The 15,530-nt window shown below is 42.1% G+C and carries 15 protein-coding genes; 1 reads left to right on the top strand and 14 read right to left on the bottom strand.

Going from position 1 to position 15,530, the window contains the following annotated elements:
• Positions 1-36: 36 nt before the first annotated feature.
• From J4E76_RS17590 to J4E76_RS17545, 10 genes are all read right to left on the bottom strand, one after another.
• A complete protein-coding gene (locus J4E76_RS17590) occupies positions 37-1,983 on the bottom strand; it encodes a thiamine pyrophosphate-dependent enzyme (RefSeq protein ID WP_208506105.1) in 1,947 nt (648 codons plus the stop codon).
• A gap of 4 nt (positions 1,984-1,987) precedes the next feature.
• Positions 1,988-2,383, bottom strand: a complete 396-nt coding sequence (locus J4E76_RS17585) for a hypothetical protein (RefSeq protein WP_208506104.1) — start codon at positions 2,381-2,383, stop codon at positions 1,988-1,990.
• Positions 2,383-3,168, bottom strand: coding sequence for a hypothetical protein (locus J4E76_RS17580; protein ID WP_208506103.1), 786 nt, complete (start codon positions 3,166-3,168; stop codon positions 2,383-2,385). The genes J4E76_RS17585 and J4E76_RS17580 overlap by 1 nt, the downstream gene beginning before the upstream one ends.
• 3 nt (positions 3,169-3,171) lie before the next feature.
• Positions 3,172-4,197, bottom strand: a complete 1,026-nt coding sequence (locus tag J4E76_RS17575; RefSeq protein WP_208506102.1) for a Rieske 2Fe-2S domain-containing protein — start codon at positions 4,195-4,197, stop codon at positions 3,172-3,174.
• Entirely contained in the window at positions 4,194-4,673 is a 480-nt protein-coding gene (locus J4E76_RS17570; RefSeq protein WP_208506101.1) for a hypothetical protein, read from the bottom strand. The genes J4E76_RS17575 and J4E76_RS17570 overlap by 4 nt, the downstream gene beginning before the upstream one ends.
• Positions 4,628-4,843, bottom strand: coding sequence for a hypothetical protein (locus J4E76_RS17565; protein WP_208506100.1), 216 nt, complete (start codon positions 4,841-4,843; stop codon positions 4,628-4,630). Before J4E76_RS17565 ends, J4E76_RS17570 begins: the two co-directional genes overlap by 46 nt.
• 11 nt (positions 4,844-4,854) lie before the next feature.
• Positions 4,855-6,060 (bottom strand): NADP-dependent malic enzyme, encoded by a 1,206-nt coding sequence (locus J4E76_RS17560; RefSeq protein ID WP_208506099.1) that lies wholly within the window; start codon positions 6,058-6,060, stop codon positions 4,855-4,857.
• Positions 6,061-6,073: 13 nt separating this feature from the next.
• Entirely contained in the window at positions 6,074-7,687 is a 1,614-nt protein-coding gene (locus tag J4E76_RS17555) for a glutamate synthase-related protein (RefSeq protein WP_208506098.1), read from the bottom strand.
• A gap of 88 nt (positions 7,688-7,775) precedes the next feature.
• Positions 7,776-8,480, bottom strand: a complete 705-nt coding sequence (locus J4E76_RS17550; protein ID WP_208506097.1) for a ceramidase domain-containing protein — start codon at positions 8,478-8,480, stop codon at positions 7,776-7,778.
• A gap of 99 nt (positions 8,481-8,579) precedes the next feature.
• Positions 8,580-10,535: a hypothetical protein gene (locus tag J4E76_RS17545; RefSeq protein ID WP_208506096.1), complete on the bottom strand. Its 1,956-nt coding sequence runs from the start codon at positions 10,533-10,535 to the stop codon at positions 8,580-8,582.
• A 428-nt stretch (positions 10,536-10,963) separates the two neighbouring features.
• Here J4E76_RS17545 and J4E76_RS17540 point away from each other — a divergent pair, with 428 nt between their 5' ends.
• The gene (locus J4E76_RS17540) at positions 10,964-11,719 is read left to right on the top strand and encodes a trypsin-like serine protease (protein WP_208506095.1); all 756 of its coding nucleotides are present in this window, start codon (positions 10,964-10,966) and stop codon (positions 11,717-11,719) included.
• Positions 11,720-11,774: 55 nt separating this feature from the next.
• Here J4E76_RS17540 and J4E76_RS17535 read toward each other — a convergent pair whose 3' ends face one another.
• The 4 genes from J4E76_RS17535 to J4E76_RS17520 all read right to left on the bottom strand — a co-directional run bounded on the left by J4E76_RS17535 (position 11,775) and on the right by J4E76_RS17520 (position 15,450).
• Entirely contained in the window at positions 11,775-12,401 is a 627-nt protein-coding gene (locus J4E76_RS17535) for a hypothetical protein (protein ID WP_208506094.1), read from the bottom strand.
• A gap of 172 nt (positions 12,402-12,573) precedes the next feature.
• Positions 12,574-13,161, bottom strand: a complete 588-nt coding sequence (locus J4E76_RS17530; RefSeq protein WP_208506093.1) for a DJ-1/PfpI family protein — start codon at positions 13,159-13,161, stop codon at positions 12,574-12,576.
• 1 nt (position 13,162) lies between these two features.
• Positions 13,163-13,681, bottom strand: coding sequence for a DinB family protein (locus J4E76_RS17525; RefSeq protein WP_208506092.1), 519 nt, complete (start codon positions 13,679-13,681; stop codon positions 13,163-13,165).
• 8 nt (positions 13,682-13,689) lie between these two features.
• Entirely contained in the window at positions 13,690-15,450 is a 1,761-nt protein-coding gene (locus tag J4E76_RS17520) for a DUF885 family protein (RefSeq protein WP_208506091.1), read from the bottom strand.
• Positions 15,451-15,530: the final 80 nt, after the last annotated feature.

Raw genomic sequence — 15,530 nt, 5'->3', positions numbered from 1 at the left:
ATGACCTACAATGTTAGGTTCAGTCAAAACATTGGATTAGATCAGCCCCACGTCAGCTATTACCTCAAGTAAAGCAGGGCCATTATGGGCAAATACTTTTTCCATCTGAGCCTCCAGATCTTCTCTTTTCTCTACCCTGATACCCATTGCTCCACAGCTGTTAGCGTACTCTGAGAAGTTAGGATTATGTAGGTCTGTGGCCCAAACATCAAATTCTCCTGCACGTTGTTCCTTAGAGATCTTTCCAAGCTCAGAGTTGTTGAGCAAAATCAATTTGATTGGCATGTTATACTTAACAGCAGTAGTTAGTTCGGCAAGGTACTGGCAAAATCCACCATCTCCAGCAACTGCTACAACAGGACGTGTATCGCCAACTGCAGCCCATGCTCCCATAGCAGCAGGGAAGGCAAAGCCTATTGACCCTAAATAGCCCGACATAAGGAAGTCATGTGATTTACTTTCGAAGTAGCGTCCAAAGGAGTAGGCATTATTTCCAACGTCTACACACATTACTGCATTTTCTGGGGCAACCTTGTTCATTGCATCAAAAACTGCGATAGAGCTGATGCCATTTCCACGGTCGTCAATGAGTCGCTTGGCTTTCTCAGACTTCCATATTGCCCACCTTTTAGCAACTTCAGGGCGTTGATCAATGGTATCTACCTTTCCTGACAATTCATCACTAAAGATTTTCACAGTAGCTGAGATTTCTCCCCAAACTGGGGCATCAATCTTATGAAACTTGCTCAGTGCCAATGGATCGAAATCAACCTGTATGGTTGGTTTATGATCTGTAATACCTGTGTGATTCGAGAAAGAAGCACCAAATACACAAAGCAAATCGGCCTCATTCATAAACCAAGAGGCAATTGGAGTTCCGCTTCTACCGAGCACCCCACAACCCAGTGGATGACTATCAGAGATAAGCCCTTTTGCTTTGAAAGTAGTGAGAATCGGAGCATTGATGCTTTCGGCAAAAGCGGTAATAGCATTCATGTGGAACCTGGCGCCATGCCCTACAATAATGACTGGTCGCTTGGCTCCTTTGAACATAGACAAAGCCTTATCAATACTTTCCTGTGCAGGAGTAATCTGAGGGGCAGGCATTCTGCCTTCAGCGTTTTGTGCTTCCGCATTACTAGGTGCAGGAAGCTCCTGTACTTCATCTGGGAAGGTTAAATGCGAAACATCTCTTCTAAGAATAGAATGTTTGACAGCTAAAGACATCAACTCAGAATGCTTTGAATTATTCTGTACCCTGTGATTGAATTCAGCCACAGTACTAAATGCTTTTACAAGATCAACTTCTTGAAAATTTCCAGTACCTACCACTTGCGTAGCGACCTGACCTGTAAGTGCTAGGATTGGCGCTCGGTCCACTTTAGCATCCCAAAGACCAGTGAATAGATTTGTAGCTCCCGGTCCTGCAATAGAGAAGCAGGCTGCAGGCTTACCCGTCAGTTTTCCATAAGCCGATGCTGCAAAGGCGGCAGCTCCTTCATGGCGAATACCATAGAAGTTGAGATTTCCTTTTTCTTCCTGTCTGCGCATGGCATCAGCAAAACCTAGGTTGGAGTGTCCAACCATACCGAATACCTTGTTCACTCCCCAGTTGACCATAGTCTCTACCATTACGTCCGATATGGTAGTTTCATGAGGTGCTTCTTCTTCTATCCCTACATAGACGGAATCACCTTCGACTTTGGTGAGGAAAGTTTCTACACCATCATCAAAGCCCGGAGCAATTCCTGTGCAAGGGTGATAATCCCAACCATGCCACGGGCACCTGAGTAGACCATTTTCAATACTTCCTTCTCCCAGTGGACCTCCTTGGTGAGGACATCTATTGTCGAGCGCAGAGAACTTACCTTCAAAATGAGTAAGGCAAATACCTTGATGTTCTGCCGTAACAGACATCACTCGTCCTTCGGGCAATTCTTCGGTATTGTCGAGCACTTTGTGCCATTTCATCTTTGTAGCCATGGGTCTATGGTTTAATGCGGTTTAAAAATTGATCTCGTTTGATCTTTACTTTCCGAGTAGAGAAAACAATCAGAATCAGAGTAGCCAATACAAGGGTCGACACTCCGATAATTAATAATATTGGTCTAATGACACTGTCGTGCATTGACGATTGTAATGTGAAAATGGCCTCAATTAGCCCTGCAATAGAAAATACGGCTACACTGATGTAAAGACAGACTTTTGCCAAGTTCAATAAGTAGAGCTGAGAAATCTTCTTTTTGATGAGCGAGGTATCACACAGGTCATCCCTGAGTAATTGATTGATTTCGTCACTCGTAGCGGTGCTGAGGTGCGAAGTTGACATGATGATCATACCAATGCCGGGAAGAAGTGTTAGCGGTATGACCCAGTTATCCATTATTCTAGTCGTCTAATTTTTTCAGGGTCCATATAGAGGACTTTCCATTCACCGAATTCAGTAACCATACCCTCAATACGCGTTGGGTCGGCTACAAAATCTAAGATCTCATCATTTAAATCTTCGCCTTCAAGGCCTTTAAGAATATAGTACTCTGCCGTCTTTTCAGGTGTTTGCACTACGTAGACAGGAGGTATTCCTCCAGAAATGCAAAGTGAAGCGCATGAGCGATGAGGCTTGCTCTGCGCTGGTTTCATGGAACCGAAGTAACATTTGGGATCTACTATCTCACCTATTAGAGACTTTGTAACCATTGCGGTTGGGAAAAGCTGATACCGAGAGGCTTGTTCAAGTTTTTCGTACCGCTGCAGGGCTTTTTCCTTTTCAGTAAGCTCAAGAAGGGTAAAGCCATCTTGGTAAATGAGTGTTCCTCGTATGGTAACTTCGAACTCACTGATGTTAGAACCAATTTGCTCCTGCATCTTTTCTACAGAGGTTTTGGCTCCAAACTTTCCAAAGTCGATCAGCATGATGTTCTTCCCTATTTTCCCATCAGCATCAGCAACGATTCTAATGTGAGGAACGGGTCCCATTCTAATTACTCCTGTCAGCTCTGTTAGCTCACCGAACTCGTATGTGCCATTTGTAATGTGGTCATGTGAAGTGGAAAGGAAATAAGAAACACCTCCCATAATGACGAAGAGAATTAGCACAAAGGCCAATACAAATCGCACGATTCCTTTAGGAGCCTTGGGCATATAACCAATATAGAAGTCGTTTTTCATCGTCTAACTTTCAAAGGTTACAGGTTCAATTGTGGTGCCTTCCGGCTTTGGTGCTGGGTTTACGAAAACTCTGACGCCCTCTAGCTTAATTTCATAGGTAGATACCTTCTCCGTAAATGGTGGTGGCGAAGTGCCATTATGCGGTTCATATTGATAGCCATGCCACGGGCATGTTACACAACCGTCTATGACTTTGCCTTCACCAAGAGGACCGTTTTGATGCTTGCATACATTATTAATAGCCGAAAGCTTGCCGTCATATTTAAAGATGGCAATGTTCTCACCATTTAGAGTGAGCACTTTAGCGCAATCATCCTGAATATCATCCAGATCACAGGCATAATAATAGCCATCAGACTTGAGATCTAAACCTCGCCCAGATAGCACAGAAGAGGCAAAGTGCAGTCCAATGATCAACATCATACCTAGCATAAGCCCGCCATATAGAAAAGGGGATGATTCTAATTGTACTACACCCAGCATGACATGCATAATGATCATGCCGTATGCCACATATACTAGCATATGGAGTGTTTTCCAGACTTTCGGGCTTAAGTTTTTCAACCAGAAGTCATGACTTGTTGCAGCCATCAGGAAGAAGATGATCAGTGCGAAAAAGCCTAAAACCTGGAAAGGAAATCGTACCAAACTATCATAGCTACCATTTGAAGTCAAGAGCGAAATCAATGGGTTCTTGTTTCCCAAAGAATGGAACTGAAGTATGCTGAAAATTCCATGCACTAGTGCTACCAGAAACATGGTGACACCCAGGTGCCTTCTGTTGTAGAGCAGAGGCAGGAATCGTTTGTTTAATCTAGACAGTGGACCGATACTAAGGATAATATGAAGTAGGAGCAATGCCAGTGTAGCAGTTGCTCGAATAATCATGGTCTCAGCTGTCAGTTCGGGATTATAAATGGATGTAAAACCAATATAAAGCCCTATATAAGCGACCACAAAAACCAAGAGGATGATGTCATAAATCCTCTTCTGCCTATTCCACAGTATGCCCGCGTAGTTTACACTCATTCTGTGGAATTTTCGATTAGTTGATGATAAAGAGTTTTGTTATTCAGTTTGTCAACAAGTAACAGATAGCGTTGACTACTTTCCTGTGATTCAAGACCAAAACTATAATCACCCATGGTGTGAATTGCTCCAAGCAGACTTGCATTCTCATTTAACTCTTGAGTGTCTGACAAGTAAGCGAGTGTGAAGGCGGACTTTAAAGGAGCCTTGATTTTTAGACTCAGAACATTGGCACTTTTACTCTGCTCGATAATAATCGGGTACTCTGCATTGTCAATACCACAAATACCAATATCCAATGAGCATGAATGTCTCGGAATATCTGCGATCGTATTTTCAGGAATGGCCTCGATGGCTTCAAGGCAGAGTAGAGGTAAGGCTACCCCTAAAACCATCCACATGTACCGATGTCTTTTGCGCAGCTTTACATTCATGATAGCTCTCCCTTCTTTACTTTCTTGAGTAAGATTGGCCATAAGGCTACTGTTCCAGGAAAGATTAGCACCTTCATAAACTTTGGTGCGTCTTTTACGCCTTCGTCTATTTTGTGAACTCCCTTCTTGATAAATGGAAAGTAGAAGACAATTCCGATAAGAACGTAGAGTGCCAAGAGGAGTAGCAATATGGTCGCGATGATTTCTAACATAGAGTTACTGCTTAGGTAGTTGCCATTTTCTTTTCCATTTCTCTTTCGTGATAAACCGCTTGTTCTACGGCCTTAGCAACTATTTCTGCCAATGAAGTATCGAGTGCCGAAGGAATTACCATTTCTCGAGTAGGGTTCTCGACTGAGCTGGCAATGGCATATGCTGCAGCAAGCTTCATTTCTGTACTTATTGTTTCAGCTCTTGCCAACAAGGCCCCCTTAAAAATGCCGGGGAAAGCCAGAACATTATTAATCTGGTTAGGATAGTCGCTTCTGCCCGTGCCGACAATCGAAGCGCCTGCTTCGAAGGCATCTTCAGGCAAAATTTCAGGTGTAGGGTTGGCCATGGCAAAAATCACAGGACTTGGAGCCATGTTTTTAATGTCATCCTTGGTCAAAAGATTGCCTTTACTCACACCAACAAATACATCGGCATCTTTAATAACATCATGAATATCTCCTTTTACATCTTGGAAGTTAGAATACTTCAAGAGCTCCGTTTTTGCTTTATTCAGGTCGTGACGGAAACGGTGGATGGCACCTTTGCTATCACAGACAATAAGTTGCTTAACAGGTTTGCAGAGGTCTGAGTCTATGTTAAAGCACCTCAATAACTTGGCTATGGCAATACCGGCCGCTCCAGCGCCATTAACAACCACTTTCATTTCGCTCAATTCTTTGCCTAGTACTTTGCATGCATTTACAAGAGCAGCCAAAGTAACAATAGCAGTACCATGCTGATCGTCATGAAAAACGGGAATGCCCAAGTCCTGAAGTTTCTCTTCAATTTCGAAGCTCTCTGGAGCTTTAATGTCCTCTAGGTTAATACCGCCAAATGCTGGCGCTATCCTAGTAATCGTTTCAATGATGTGCCTAGTATTATTACTGTCAATACAGATGGGCACCGCATTGATGCCCGCAAACTTTTTGAAGAGCATGGCTTTGCCTTCCATCACGGGTAGCGAGGCTAATGGTCCAATATCTCCCAGTCCCAAAACAGCAGTTCCGTTGGTTACTACGGCTATGGTATTCCCTTTCATGGTCATATCATAAGCACGCTCTGGATCCTTTTCAATTTCTAGGCAAGGCTGTGCTACACCTGGTGAATAGACCAATGATAAGGTATCAGTATTATCAACCGCAATCTTGTTCGTCATTTCGATTTTGCCCTGCATTTTTTCATGCAGCTCAATCGACCTCTTATATACTTCTTCCATTGTTTGTTCTTCCTTAAGGATTTATCCCGGCATAGGGGATTCCAGCCAATTTATGGATATCCCAATTGAATGTGCTCAAGTCTGAGTGATTAAATTTGGTGAAATCATCATGCCCACAAGACCGGGCTACTACTTTCATTAAATCAGTCGTAGCGCTAAAGAAGTTATGTAATTGTTTGGCCGAAGACTGTATGATTAGTCTTTGTCTTAAATTCTCTTTTTGAGTGGCGATCCCTACTGGACAATTGTTGGTGTTGCAGGCCCGCATACCCAAGCATCCAATGGCTTGCAGCGCTGAGTTTGATACAGCAACTGCATCTGCACCCATCATCATGGCCTTGGCAAAATCTTCGGCAACTCTCAATCCACCTGTAATAACAAGGGATACGCCCTCGGCCTTTCGATCATCCAAATGCTTTTTTGCCCTAGCCAAGGCTGGAATAGTCGGCACATTGATGTTATCTCTCAATATTGTTGGGGCAGCACCAGTTCCACCACCGCGTCCATCAAGAATGATATAGTCAACACCGACCTCTAAGGCAAAGTCAATGTCTTCTTCTAATCGAGCCGCAGAGATTTTAAAGCCTACGGGAATACCACCAGTCACCTCTCTCACTTTTGCAGTAAAATCCTTAAAGTCTTGAACGCCATGAAAGTTTGGAAAGGTAGCAGGTGAGATAGCCGATTCGCCTTCATTCAAGCCTCTTACCTCGGCAATTTCTTTCGATACTTTATGCCCAGGTAAATGGCCGCCAGTTCCGGTCTTTGCACCTTGACCACCTTTGAAGTGGAAGGCCTGTACATTCTTCAGCTTGTCCCAAGAAAAACCAAACTGCGCGGAAGCTAATTCATAAAAGTATCTCGCATTGCTTTCTTGTTCTTCTGGAAGCATTCCCCCTTCACCTGAGCAGATGCCCGTTCCGGCCATCTCGGCTCCTTTTGACAGAGCAATTTTTGCTTCTCTTGATAGAGCACCAAATGACATGTCAGAAACAAACAGCGGTATATCTAATTCGAGCGGTTTTTTAGCATTCGGACCAATAATGGTTTTCGTTCCAACACTTTCGTGATCCAATAGCGGCCTTCTGGAAAGCTGAGCAGGTAAGAATTGAATGTCTTCCCATTTTGGAAGCGTATTCCTCTCTACACCCATGGCTTCTGTTGGGCCATGATGCCCCCAGTTTTTCAAACCATTTTGAGCAAGCTCTTTAATATAGCGGGTATAAGGTTCCGTGGATTCTGGATGCGTGTCCGCATATTCCCCTAAGTACTCATCACGATTGAAAGGAGCGGGACTTGAGACCTCAAAATCAATAACCTCTTGCTCATCTATGACTACCTCATCATTCTCAATTTTGGAGGCGAACTTATTCAAAAACTCACTGTTGTTGTATTCGCTCACACCAGTGTCTATTCGATAGTCCCAATTGTGCAACCCACAGATCAAATTATGGCCATCTACATGCCCGTCAGAGAGTAAAGCACCTCTGTGAAGGCAACGACCATAAAGTACCGATACTTCGTCACCATATCGGATGACGACAAGGTCTGTTGAAGAGACTAAGGCATGAGTAGGTTCTTTTTCGCCTAAGGATGAAAATTTGGCAACCGCTACAGGTTTTTGCATACTAAAAAGTGTTAGTTGTTTTAACTAAAGCTAAGTAATTCAATTTCAAAAAGAAAAGCTGTTAGCAAACCGACAGTGCGTACCAATCTTAGGAACTAGCTGGTCTTAAGTTTGCCTTTGCTTCCAACTCTCTATTTCGAATGAAATAAAGATAGTCAGCCAATAAGAAGGCACCAATACCAGAGAAGATGTGCCATAGGAAGTGTGTACCAAATGCGACAATTTCTGTGAATTCTTTATCGACTTGTCTAAAATAGATGGCAAGAACAAAGCAAATAGCACCAATTATAATGTTGATACTTTTTTTGAACTGATACTTTCTTAGGATTAAGAAGACTGGTAGTAGAAACGCTATACCACTAATCATATAAGAAGTATTAATGCCTCCTTGTCCGGGAATTAGGTCAATTACCCCAAATCGCATCAAGAATATTGGTGTGATTACTACAAAACTCATCCACCATTTGGGTAATACGCGAGACCAGAAATAAACGGTAATCATCAGCGTGAGTATTAGCGCGGGCATAAAGTCCATTAAGAGGAAAACCCTAGATGTTCTTAAGCCATGAAAAAGGGTGCTGCCTAGCCCGTTTAGGAACAAAAAGGGAATTGCTGCTAGAAGAAAACCGTATTGCTTAGGGTTCTTTCGGATTTTCCAGAGAAAATAGATCGCAGGAGCAGCTATGGCTAAAGAAGAGAAGGCATTCCATGGTTCAACAATTAAGTTGTCCGTGATATGTGTTTCAGCATACCAAGGGCCTCCGTCTGTAATTTGTTCTGGTACTATAAACATTTGAATGTATCAACACGGGATACATACATAAAGTTGTGTGTTTAACAATTTTTTAGTCAAGGAATAGACAGTTCATCAAAAACTGATTAAAGCTGAGATTTAATTCTTCTTCTTAATCTCGCTTTCAAGTTTTTCAATTCGTTTGTTTTGTTGTATCAAATGTAACGTGAGCTCCTCTATTTTTTGAAGTAATAGCTTGTTCATTTCTCCAAGGTTGATGCCTTGGGAAAGCACCTCGCTTGTTTTAGGGACATCAGGTAGGTGGCCATACTTTTCAATGAACACCTGAAGTTCTTTAATAGACATTAAATCGTACTCATTTTTGAAAACAAAGTCAGCCCAGCCGTCTAAAGTAACCTTCACTCCTTGTGCGGCAATTTTGCCCTTTACGCTTAGTAGGTGACCTTCTATTGGGATATCGGTTCCAATAGTTACAGAGTCAAGATGGTAAAGAGTGTTGCCGAGTTTACCCCATTGACCATTGTTTGTGTCATTATCGTTATTGAAGAATGAAGAAGATGTAGACAAACTCATTAATGAAGCACCGTAATCTCTGAAGCTTAAATCTGCCAAAAGCGGTGATGTTGAAGTTTGCGTAGAAGTGTAGATAATACTTCCGTTTTTTTTGTACAAAATGTTGCTCCCAAGGCGTTCAATACGTAGGGTGTCACCGGAACTGTAGGGGGTGTTTTGACTGATGATAGTGTTATTCTCTCTTACTTGCAGGTATCCGTTTGATAGTAGCAATAACATGAAGTCAATGGTGTTTAAGCCGGCATCTAAGTTGAACTCACTCAAGCCAAATGCTCTTTGAGTATAGGTTTCGTTAACAATAGTCTCCAGCCAACCATCTTCAAGATATTCCAATCTCTCTACTGATGCTGCCCCTGTCGTCCAGTCAGTATTGGAAGCCGATTTGATAATTTTATCACCAATAAACGTTACATCAACTGTGTCTGTCCAATTAATTGATTGCTCCACAGGGAGAGGTTGAGTATTGTTGTGATTGATGAATGAGGAGGAGGTAGAAATGCTCATTAGGGATGATCCCCTATCTCTCATGCTTAAATCTACTATAAGTGGAGATGTTGAAATTTGAGTTGATGTGTAGAGTATAATTCCGTTTTTCTTGTACAGTATGTTACCTCCAAGTCGTTCAATCCGCAGCGTATCACCCGTCTGATATAATATGTTTTGGCTTATTACGCTATTATTCTCTCTAATTTGTAGGTTACCAATGGCCAAAGGCAAAAACATAAAGTCAATAGTATTTAAACCGGCATCTATGTTTTGTTCACTAAGACCAATTGCACGTTGGGTATAGTTTTCATGGATAACAGTTTCCACCCAGCCGTCAGTAAGGTAGTCCAATTTCTCTACCGATGCCGCTCCGGCTGTCCACTCCGTGCCTGCAGCAGTTCGGATTATTTTGTTATCCATAAAGGTCACACCCACAGTGTCCTTCCAGCTAATCGACTGTTGGATTGGGGGAGGCTGACTGGTGGGGTCAAGAAAAGAAAGCGATGATGATATTTTGATAAGAGAGGCTCCCTGATCTCTCAAGCTTAGATCTACAATAAGTGGCAATACGGAAGTTTGTGTTGAGGTATAAATTGTTGTGCCATTTTTCTTGTACAATATGTCACCTCCCAAGCGCTCTATGCGTAACGTATCACCAGTTTGATAAGGCGTGTTTTGGCTTATTACGGTATTGTTTTCTCTAATTTGTATGTTGCCATTTGCTAAAAGCAAAAACATGAAATCTATGGTATTCAAACCGGCATCTATATTTTGTTCGCTAAGCCCAATAGCTCTATGCAAGTTGGTTTCATTGACAATTGTTTCTATCCATCCATCAGTAAGGTAGTCTAATCGCTCTTCTGATGCTGCACCAGCAGTCCAATCTGTTCCTGAGCTTGATTTGGTTATGGTGTCCCCTGATATTGAGACTTGTACAAGGTCCATCCAAGTCAATGTCTGTTGAGCTGATGAATGGTGAGCTAAGAAGACTAAAGAAAATGTGAAAAATAGTGTATAAGTCAGTCTTTTGGTCATTTTTGAGATGTTAATTATTTGAATCATTTAAATATACTATTCTAATTAATTGATTATTATGATCAATATAGAATAATAGTAGTGTAGTTAATTTTTTTAGTATTGAGTGATTATTTAAGAAGCAATACCTCCAACCTCTATTCCTTCAAGGGAAGATATTTTGATATACTCTTGTAATAGCTCAATCAGTTTGCCTATTGCATCAGTTTTGACAGGGTTGTGTTAGTACTTACCGTAGTGATTAATAAGGTGCTGGTTTTCTTTCTTCTTATATCAATCCCTTGAAACTGCTCAATCCAACCTGGCTGAGGTTTTGCGCAATGAATGAAATATACGAGGGTGTTTCATTCCTTAAAAAATGTTAAACCTAAGAAATTAGTTATTATTATGTAATCACTTACTTATATTCGAAAAATAACATTCCAATTATGAAATTACTCTCGACTGTTCTCATCGGATTACTCTGCCTTACTTCCACAGATGATATCGTAATGCGCCACGATGTGGACGAAGCTAAATATCTAGCTTTAGCTGATCAGTATGCCGGTTCTGTCATTCGGCTCAATGCAGGCTGCGGTACTTTCATTCGATCCAACTGGATCATTACTGCTGCCCACGTTGCCGTTGTCCCTCAAATAGGCGAAGATGTAACGGTCGATGGAGTGAAGTATAAGATCAAACAAAAAGTGATCCATCCCGAGTTTAGAGAGGGGCAGAGTATCATGCATGATGTCGCCTTATTAGAACTTGAAAAAGATGTTCCTGATGTAGAGTTGGCAAAGATATACACCAAGGATGATGAGCTAGGTAAGGAGATAATTTTTGCCGGTACTGGCTGGGCAGGAACTGGCGACAAGGGAATGGCTGATGGTGCTATTAACAAGGACAGGAAGATGCGAGCAGCTCAGAATAAAATCGATGGTTTTCGACCTAGCGGAGGCTTTATCCGATTTACATTTGATGCACCCGATTCGAAAGATGCATTGCCCTTAGAAGGTATCAGTGGTCCAGGCGATAGTGGAGGTCCGGCTTTATGGTTCGATGGAGATCAGGCCTATATCTTAGGAGTTAGTTCTCATCAGGATGGGAGAGGTATGGGAAGGCCAGAAGGCCGATATGGTGTTTATGAATATTATACGCGTGTCAGCGATTATGCCGACTGGATAGGGCAAACTATAAAATAGAAAAGCCAGCAGGACGCTGGCTTTTCAGTACTTCTACTAAGTCCAATATTCAACTTTAGTTGACTAAAGCAGCATGTACAATTCCGTTGCTACCTGCTAATACATCCGTCTCAAAAATAAGGTATGGATTATCATTGGGTGAGCCATTCTCTAGCACAAACCCAAAACCTGAAGTAGCATTCTCCGAGGCAATCATTCGCCAGCGAATCCCTTTCTCACTTTGCAGCGCTAGATCTGTTTCAAAGTTTGAACGTGCGAAACGCTCCTGACTTTTAAAAATATGCCCTAGCACGAAGTCTCTAGTTTTAGCAGGCTGTCCACTGTGCGTAAATTCGTCAATCACATCGGCCACAGTTGCTTGAAAGTTTGGGGTACTCCATTGCTCAGCAAGCAATTCGAAAACCTCATTGGAAGGGGCAAAGACCGTTATCTCTGTGTTGTCACTTGTTTCATTTAACATTTGAAGGATACCCATTTCTCCCTGAGGGATTTCGCGATCGGCAATTGAAATAAGGCTAGCAAACTCACTGAATGCCTCAGATTGCATGATCAGCGTTCCAATACTTTCTTGAGGGTTATCATCGGGTGAGGAATCTTCGGTTTCACCGCAACTCTGGAGTAGTAAACTGGCTGAAATAATGAACAATAGGCATAACTGCCTGATAGGTTGGTCAATTTTCATAATTCTAATATTAGGTGAAAGGATCAAAATGACCCTATATAAAACTATGAATTCTATTGGTTATCAGGTAATTACGATTTACAAAGCAGATGTTTGGATGGGAATGACAAAAATTAATCTGGATGAATGTATTTACACTAGAGAACTTGGTTTTATCAATGTACCAACAACCCTAAGGGGCAATCAATCTATACTCCATATATTCCGCTGTAGCCCGAACTACTTCCTTACCGTGTAGCTCCCCTACGATATGAAACGATAGGTCAATGCCAGCAGAAATTCCACCTGAGGTATAAACCTTAAAAGCATTGACAAAGCGCTTGTCTTGCTGGGGCAAACCCGTTGGTACCAACTCTTTTAAGTGATCATACACCTGATGGTGTGTACAATAGGGCTTGCCATCAAGAAGGCCCAATTTCGCCAACAACCTTGCGCCAGAACATATGCTTATGGTGATTTCGGAGGACTGATTTATGTTCTCTACCCAGTCAAGTGTGTTTTGATCATCTAGCAGTGACCTAGTGCCTGAGCCGCCTGCAATAATGAGAATGTCAATGGGAGGATGATTTTCAAAAGTATAGTCTGGATTTACTGAAAGACCATTTACGGCTGATATCGGTGCTTTGGACTTGGCAATAGTAAATACATCAAACAGTTCGAAATTATGTACTTCGGAAGCTACGGAGAAGACCTCAAATGGGCCTGCAAAATCCAGTACCTCTGCTTCGTTAAAAATTAGGATGCCTACGTTTCTTTTCATCTTATAAATACCTGTCTATGATAACTTCTTGGTGCCATATTTCATGGCCTGTCGTGTGAAATGCACAAGCCCTTGCCGACAGTGGATGTAGACTCGCTATACCAATTCGGCATAGATCAGCATCTCTTAGACTGTCTAAAAGCGATAGACTGAATAACCTTGTCACCTCGTATTCTTCAATCAGCTGAGGCATTGACTTTTTACTGGCGAGTGAAGGCTCTATATATGCGATATGATCGAATGACGCTAGGGGAGTCATGTCATTTCGAGCTATTCGGAATGCCCTGTGCATAACAATTCTTTCAGTATCAATTAAGTGCTGCAATACCTCTTTGATTGACCATTTTTCTGGAGCATAACGATGGTCTACCTTGTCTTTTGGAATGCTATTGAAGAAAGCGGTAATGTTTTCCTTTCCTTGCTCAAAACTCTCACGAAGTGATACATTCTTGGAAAGCTGGTTGATGTACTTCTCGTAGAGAGGGTCATATTCATTTGGGTTTAAATCTGTGATTTTCATTGCTTGTCTTAGTTATTGTGTTCAATCCAGCTATTGATCTTCTCTTCCAAAGTCTTAAGAGGAAGCCCACCTGATTCTATAATGGTGGTATGGAATCCTTTAATATCGAATCGATTTCCTAGTTCTTTCTCAGCCTTGGCTCTCAGTTCTTGGATTTTCAATTGACCTACTTTATATGAAAGCGCTTGAGCAGGCCATGCCATATATCTTTCTACTTCTGATACAATGGTTGCCTCGGCAACGGCTTCGTTTTCTAAGGAGTACTTGATTGCTCTTTCTCTTGTCCATCCTTTGGTATGAATACCGGTATCAACCACGAGTCGAATCGCTCGGTGCATTTCCATACTCAGCATGCCGAAATATTGGTAGGGGTCAGAAAAGAGTCCAAGCTCTTTTCCCAATGATTCACAATAGAGACCCCAACCTTCTCCATGTGCCCCATACCAAACATACTTTCTAAAGGTGGGTACTCCTGTATTTTCTAATGCCACAGATGCTTGGAAGTGATGCCCTGGAATAGCCTCATGCAAGAATAAAGATTCGTCTGAAAAGGTATTGTACTTGGTAGCATCTGGGATAGGCACATAGAAGATGCCAGGCCTACTCGCATCTGCGGCTCCCGCTACATAATGTACTGATGCACTTGCTTCGCGAAATGCTTCGACACGCTTAATCTCAAAAGGAATGTTAATCTCTAAGTCGAATAGCTCCGCCACCCTTGGCTTAATCTTCTGATAAATCAAGTTGAAGTTATTGAGGACTTCTTCTGGGTTCTTGAATGGCATCAAATCAGAGTTGTTTCTAACATGGTCAAAAAACTCGATGAGACTTCCTTTGAAACCCACTTGGTCTTTCACCTTCATCATTTCTCCTCGAATTCGCGCTACCTCTGATAGACCAATTGTATGAATCTCATCGGCCTTGAGGGTAGTGGTAGTCTGCACCTTGATCAAGTAGTTGTAATAGTCTAGTCCGTTCGGTGTTGCAGATATGCCATGCGATGTTCTGGAATTTGGTAGATATTCGTCTTGCAGAAAGCGATGCAGTCTCTTAAAGGCTGGAATCAAATCATTCTCGATTTTAGCACTATAGGCCTTTTCTATCCTCTTTGCTTCACTTTCATCAATCTCTTCAGGTATGTTTTTAACTGGGCTGTAGTACAAGTGATCAGTGGGTTTGCCCGCTGCTAGTGAAGCATATTGTGGGATGACTTTTTCCGTTAGAGGTTTTGGAAGAGTATGTCCTGATTGAATTCCCTCTTTCATCCTTTCAATGGCTAATTCGATCCATGAGACAAAGCCATCTAGCCTTTTTAGCCAGTTGTCATAATCTTTTGCCGTCTTAAAAGGCACAGCTCCTTGACCAGAGGCCTGTTGACCAACAATGATGGGTAAGCACCACAATTGATTGAGTGGCATCAGATGAGTTGGATACTTACCTCCCTCTATATTAATAGCACATTCCCAGGAAAGTATATCATAACTGACCTGCTGATCAGCAGACAATTCTGATCGTTTAATGCCTTCTAAGGCAGTCTTGTACTTCTGATAGTAATTGATGAAATCACCTCGATACTCGTCTGAAATATCCAGCTCAAACTTATCGTTGTTTCGGCTATCACCTGTGTTGAGCGTAGCCACGAAGGGGCTTAACTGAAGACCCTCTTCATGGAAGTCTTCTAGGAGTTGATCGAACTTATTGGTTTGAGATAGGCCATTGAAACATAGGACTATAAAAAATACTGAATATAGAATGGTCTTGATTTTCATAACACTGAGTTTAGAATACTAAAGAATGGCTTTGTCCTTTCTATTGTGTAATCCGGTTTGGAACCAGCGATTCATCCGGT

The sequence above is a fragment of the Roseivirga sp. E12 genome (assembly GCF_017592825.1).
Taxonomy (GTDB): Bacteria; Bacteroidota; Bacteroidia; order Cytophagales; family Cyclobacteriaceae; genus Roseivirga.
The sequence above is the reverse complement of the archived record's forward strand: the minus strand, read 5'-3'. Positions and strand labels throughout refer to the sequence as shown.

Excerpts from the sequence above, each read along its gene's own strand:
- J4E76_RS17550 (WP_208506097.1), bottom strand. The coding sequence starts at position 8,480 with ATGTTTATAGTACCAGAACAAATTACAGACGGAGGCCCTTGGTATGCT.
- J4E76_RS17560 (WP_208506099.1), bottom strand. The coding sequence starts at position 6,060 with ATGGAAGAAGTATATAAGAGGTCGATTGAGCTGCATGAAAAAATGCAG.
- J4E76_RS17520 (WP_208506091.1), bottom strand. The coding sequence starts at position 15,450 with ATGAAAATCAAGACCATTCTATATTCAGTATTTTTTATAGTCCTATGT.
- J4E76_RS17525 (WP_208506092.1), bottom strand. The coding sequence starts at position 13,681 with ATGAAAATCACAGATTTAAACCCAAATGAATATGACCCTCTCTACGAG.
- J4E76_RS17545 (WP_208506096.1), bottom strand. The coding sequence starts at position 10,535 with ATGACCAAAAGACTGACTTATACACTATTTTTCACATTTTCTTTAGTC.
- J4E76_RS17540 (WP_208506095.1), top strand. The coding sequence starts at position 10,964 with ATGAAATTACTCTCGACTGTTCTCATCGGATTACTCTGCCTTACTTCC.
- J4E76_RS17575 (WP_208506102.1), bottom strand. The coding sequence starts at position 4,197 with ATGAGTGTAAACTACGCGGGCATACTGTGGAATAGGCAGAAGAGGATT.
- J4E76_RS17580 (WP_208506103.1), bottom strand. The coding sequence starts at position 3,168 with ATGAAAAACGACTTCTATATTGGTTATATGCCCAAGGCTCCTAAAGGA.
- J4E76_RS17570 (WP_208506101.1), bottom strand. The coding sequence starts at position 4,673 with ATGGCCAATCTTACTCAAGAAAGTAAAGAAGGGAGAGCTATCATGAAT.
- J4E76_RS17555 (WP_208506098.1), bottom strand. The coding sequence starts at position 7,687 with ATGCAAAAACCTGTAGCGGTTGCCAAATTTTCATCCTTAGGCGAAAAA.
- J4E76_RS17535 (WP_208506094.1), bottom strand. The coding sequence starts at position 12,401 with ATGAAAATTGACCAACCTATCAGGCAGTTATGCCTATTGTTCATTATT.
- J4E76_RS17585 (WP_208506104.1), bottom strand. The coding sequence starts at position 2,383 with ATGGATAACTGGGTCATACCGCTAACACTTCTTCCCGGCATTGGTATG.
- J4E76_RS17530 (WP_208506093.1), bottom strand. The coding sequence starts at position 13,161 with ATGAAAAGAAACGTAGGCATCCTAATTTTTAACGAAGCAGAGGTACTG.
- J4E76_RS17590 (WP_208506105.1), bottom strand. The coding sequence starts at position 1,983 with ATGGCTACAAAGATGAAATGGCACAAAGTGCTCGACAATACCGAAGAA.
- J4E76_RS17565 (WP_208506100.1), bottom strand. The coding sequence starts at position 4,843 with ATGTTAGAAATCATCGCGACCATATTGCTACTCCTCTTGGCACTCTAC.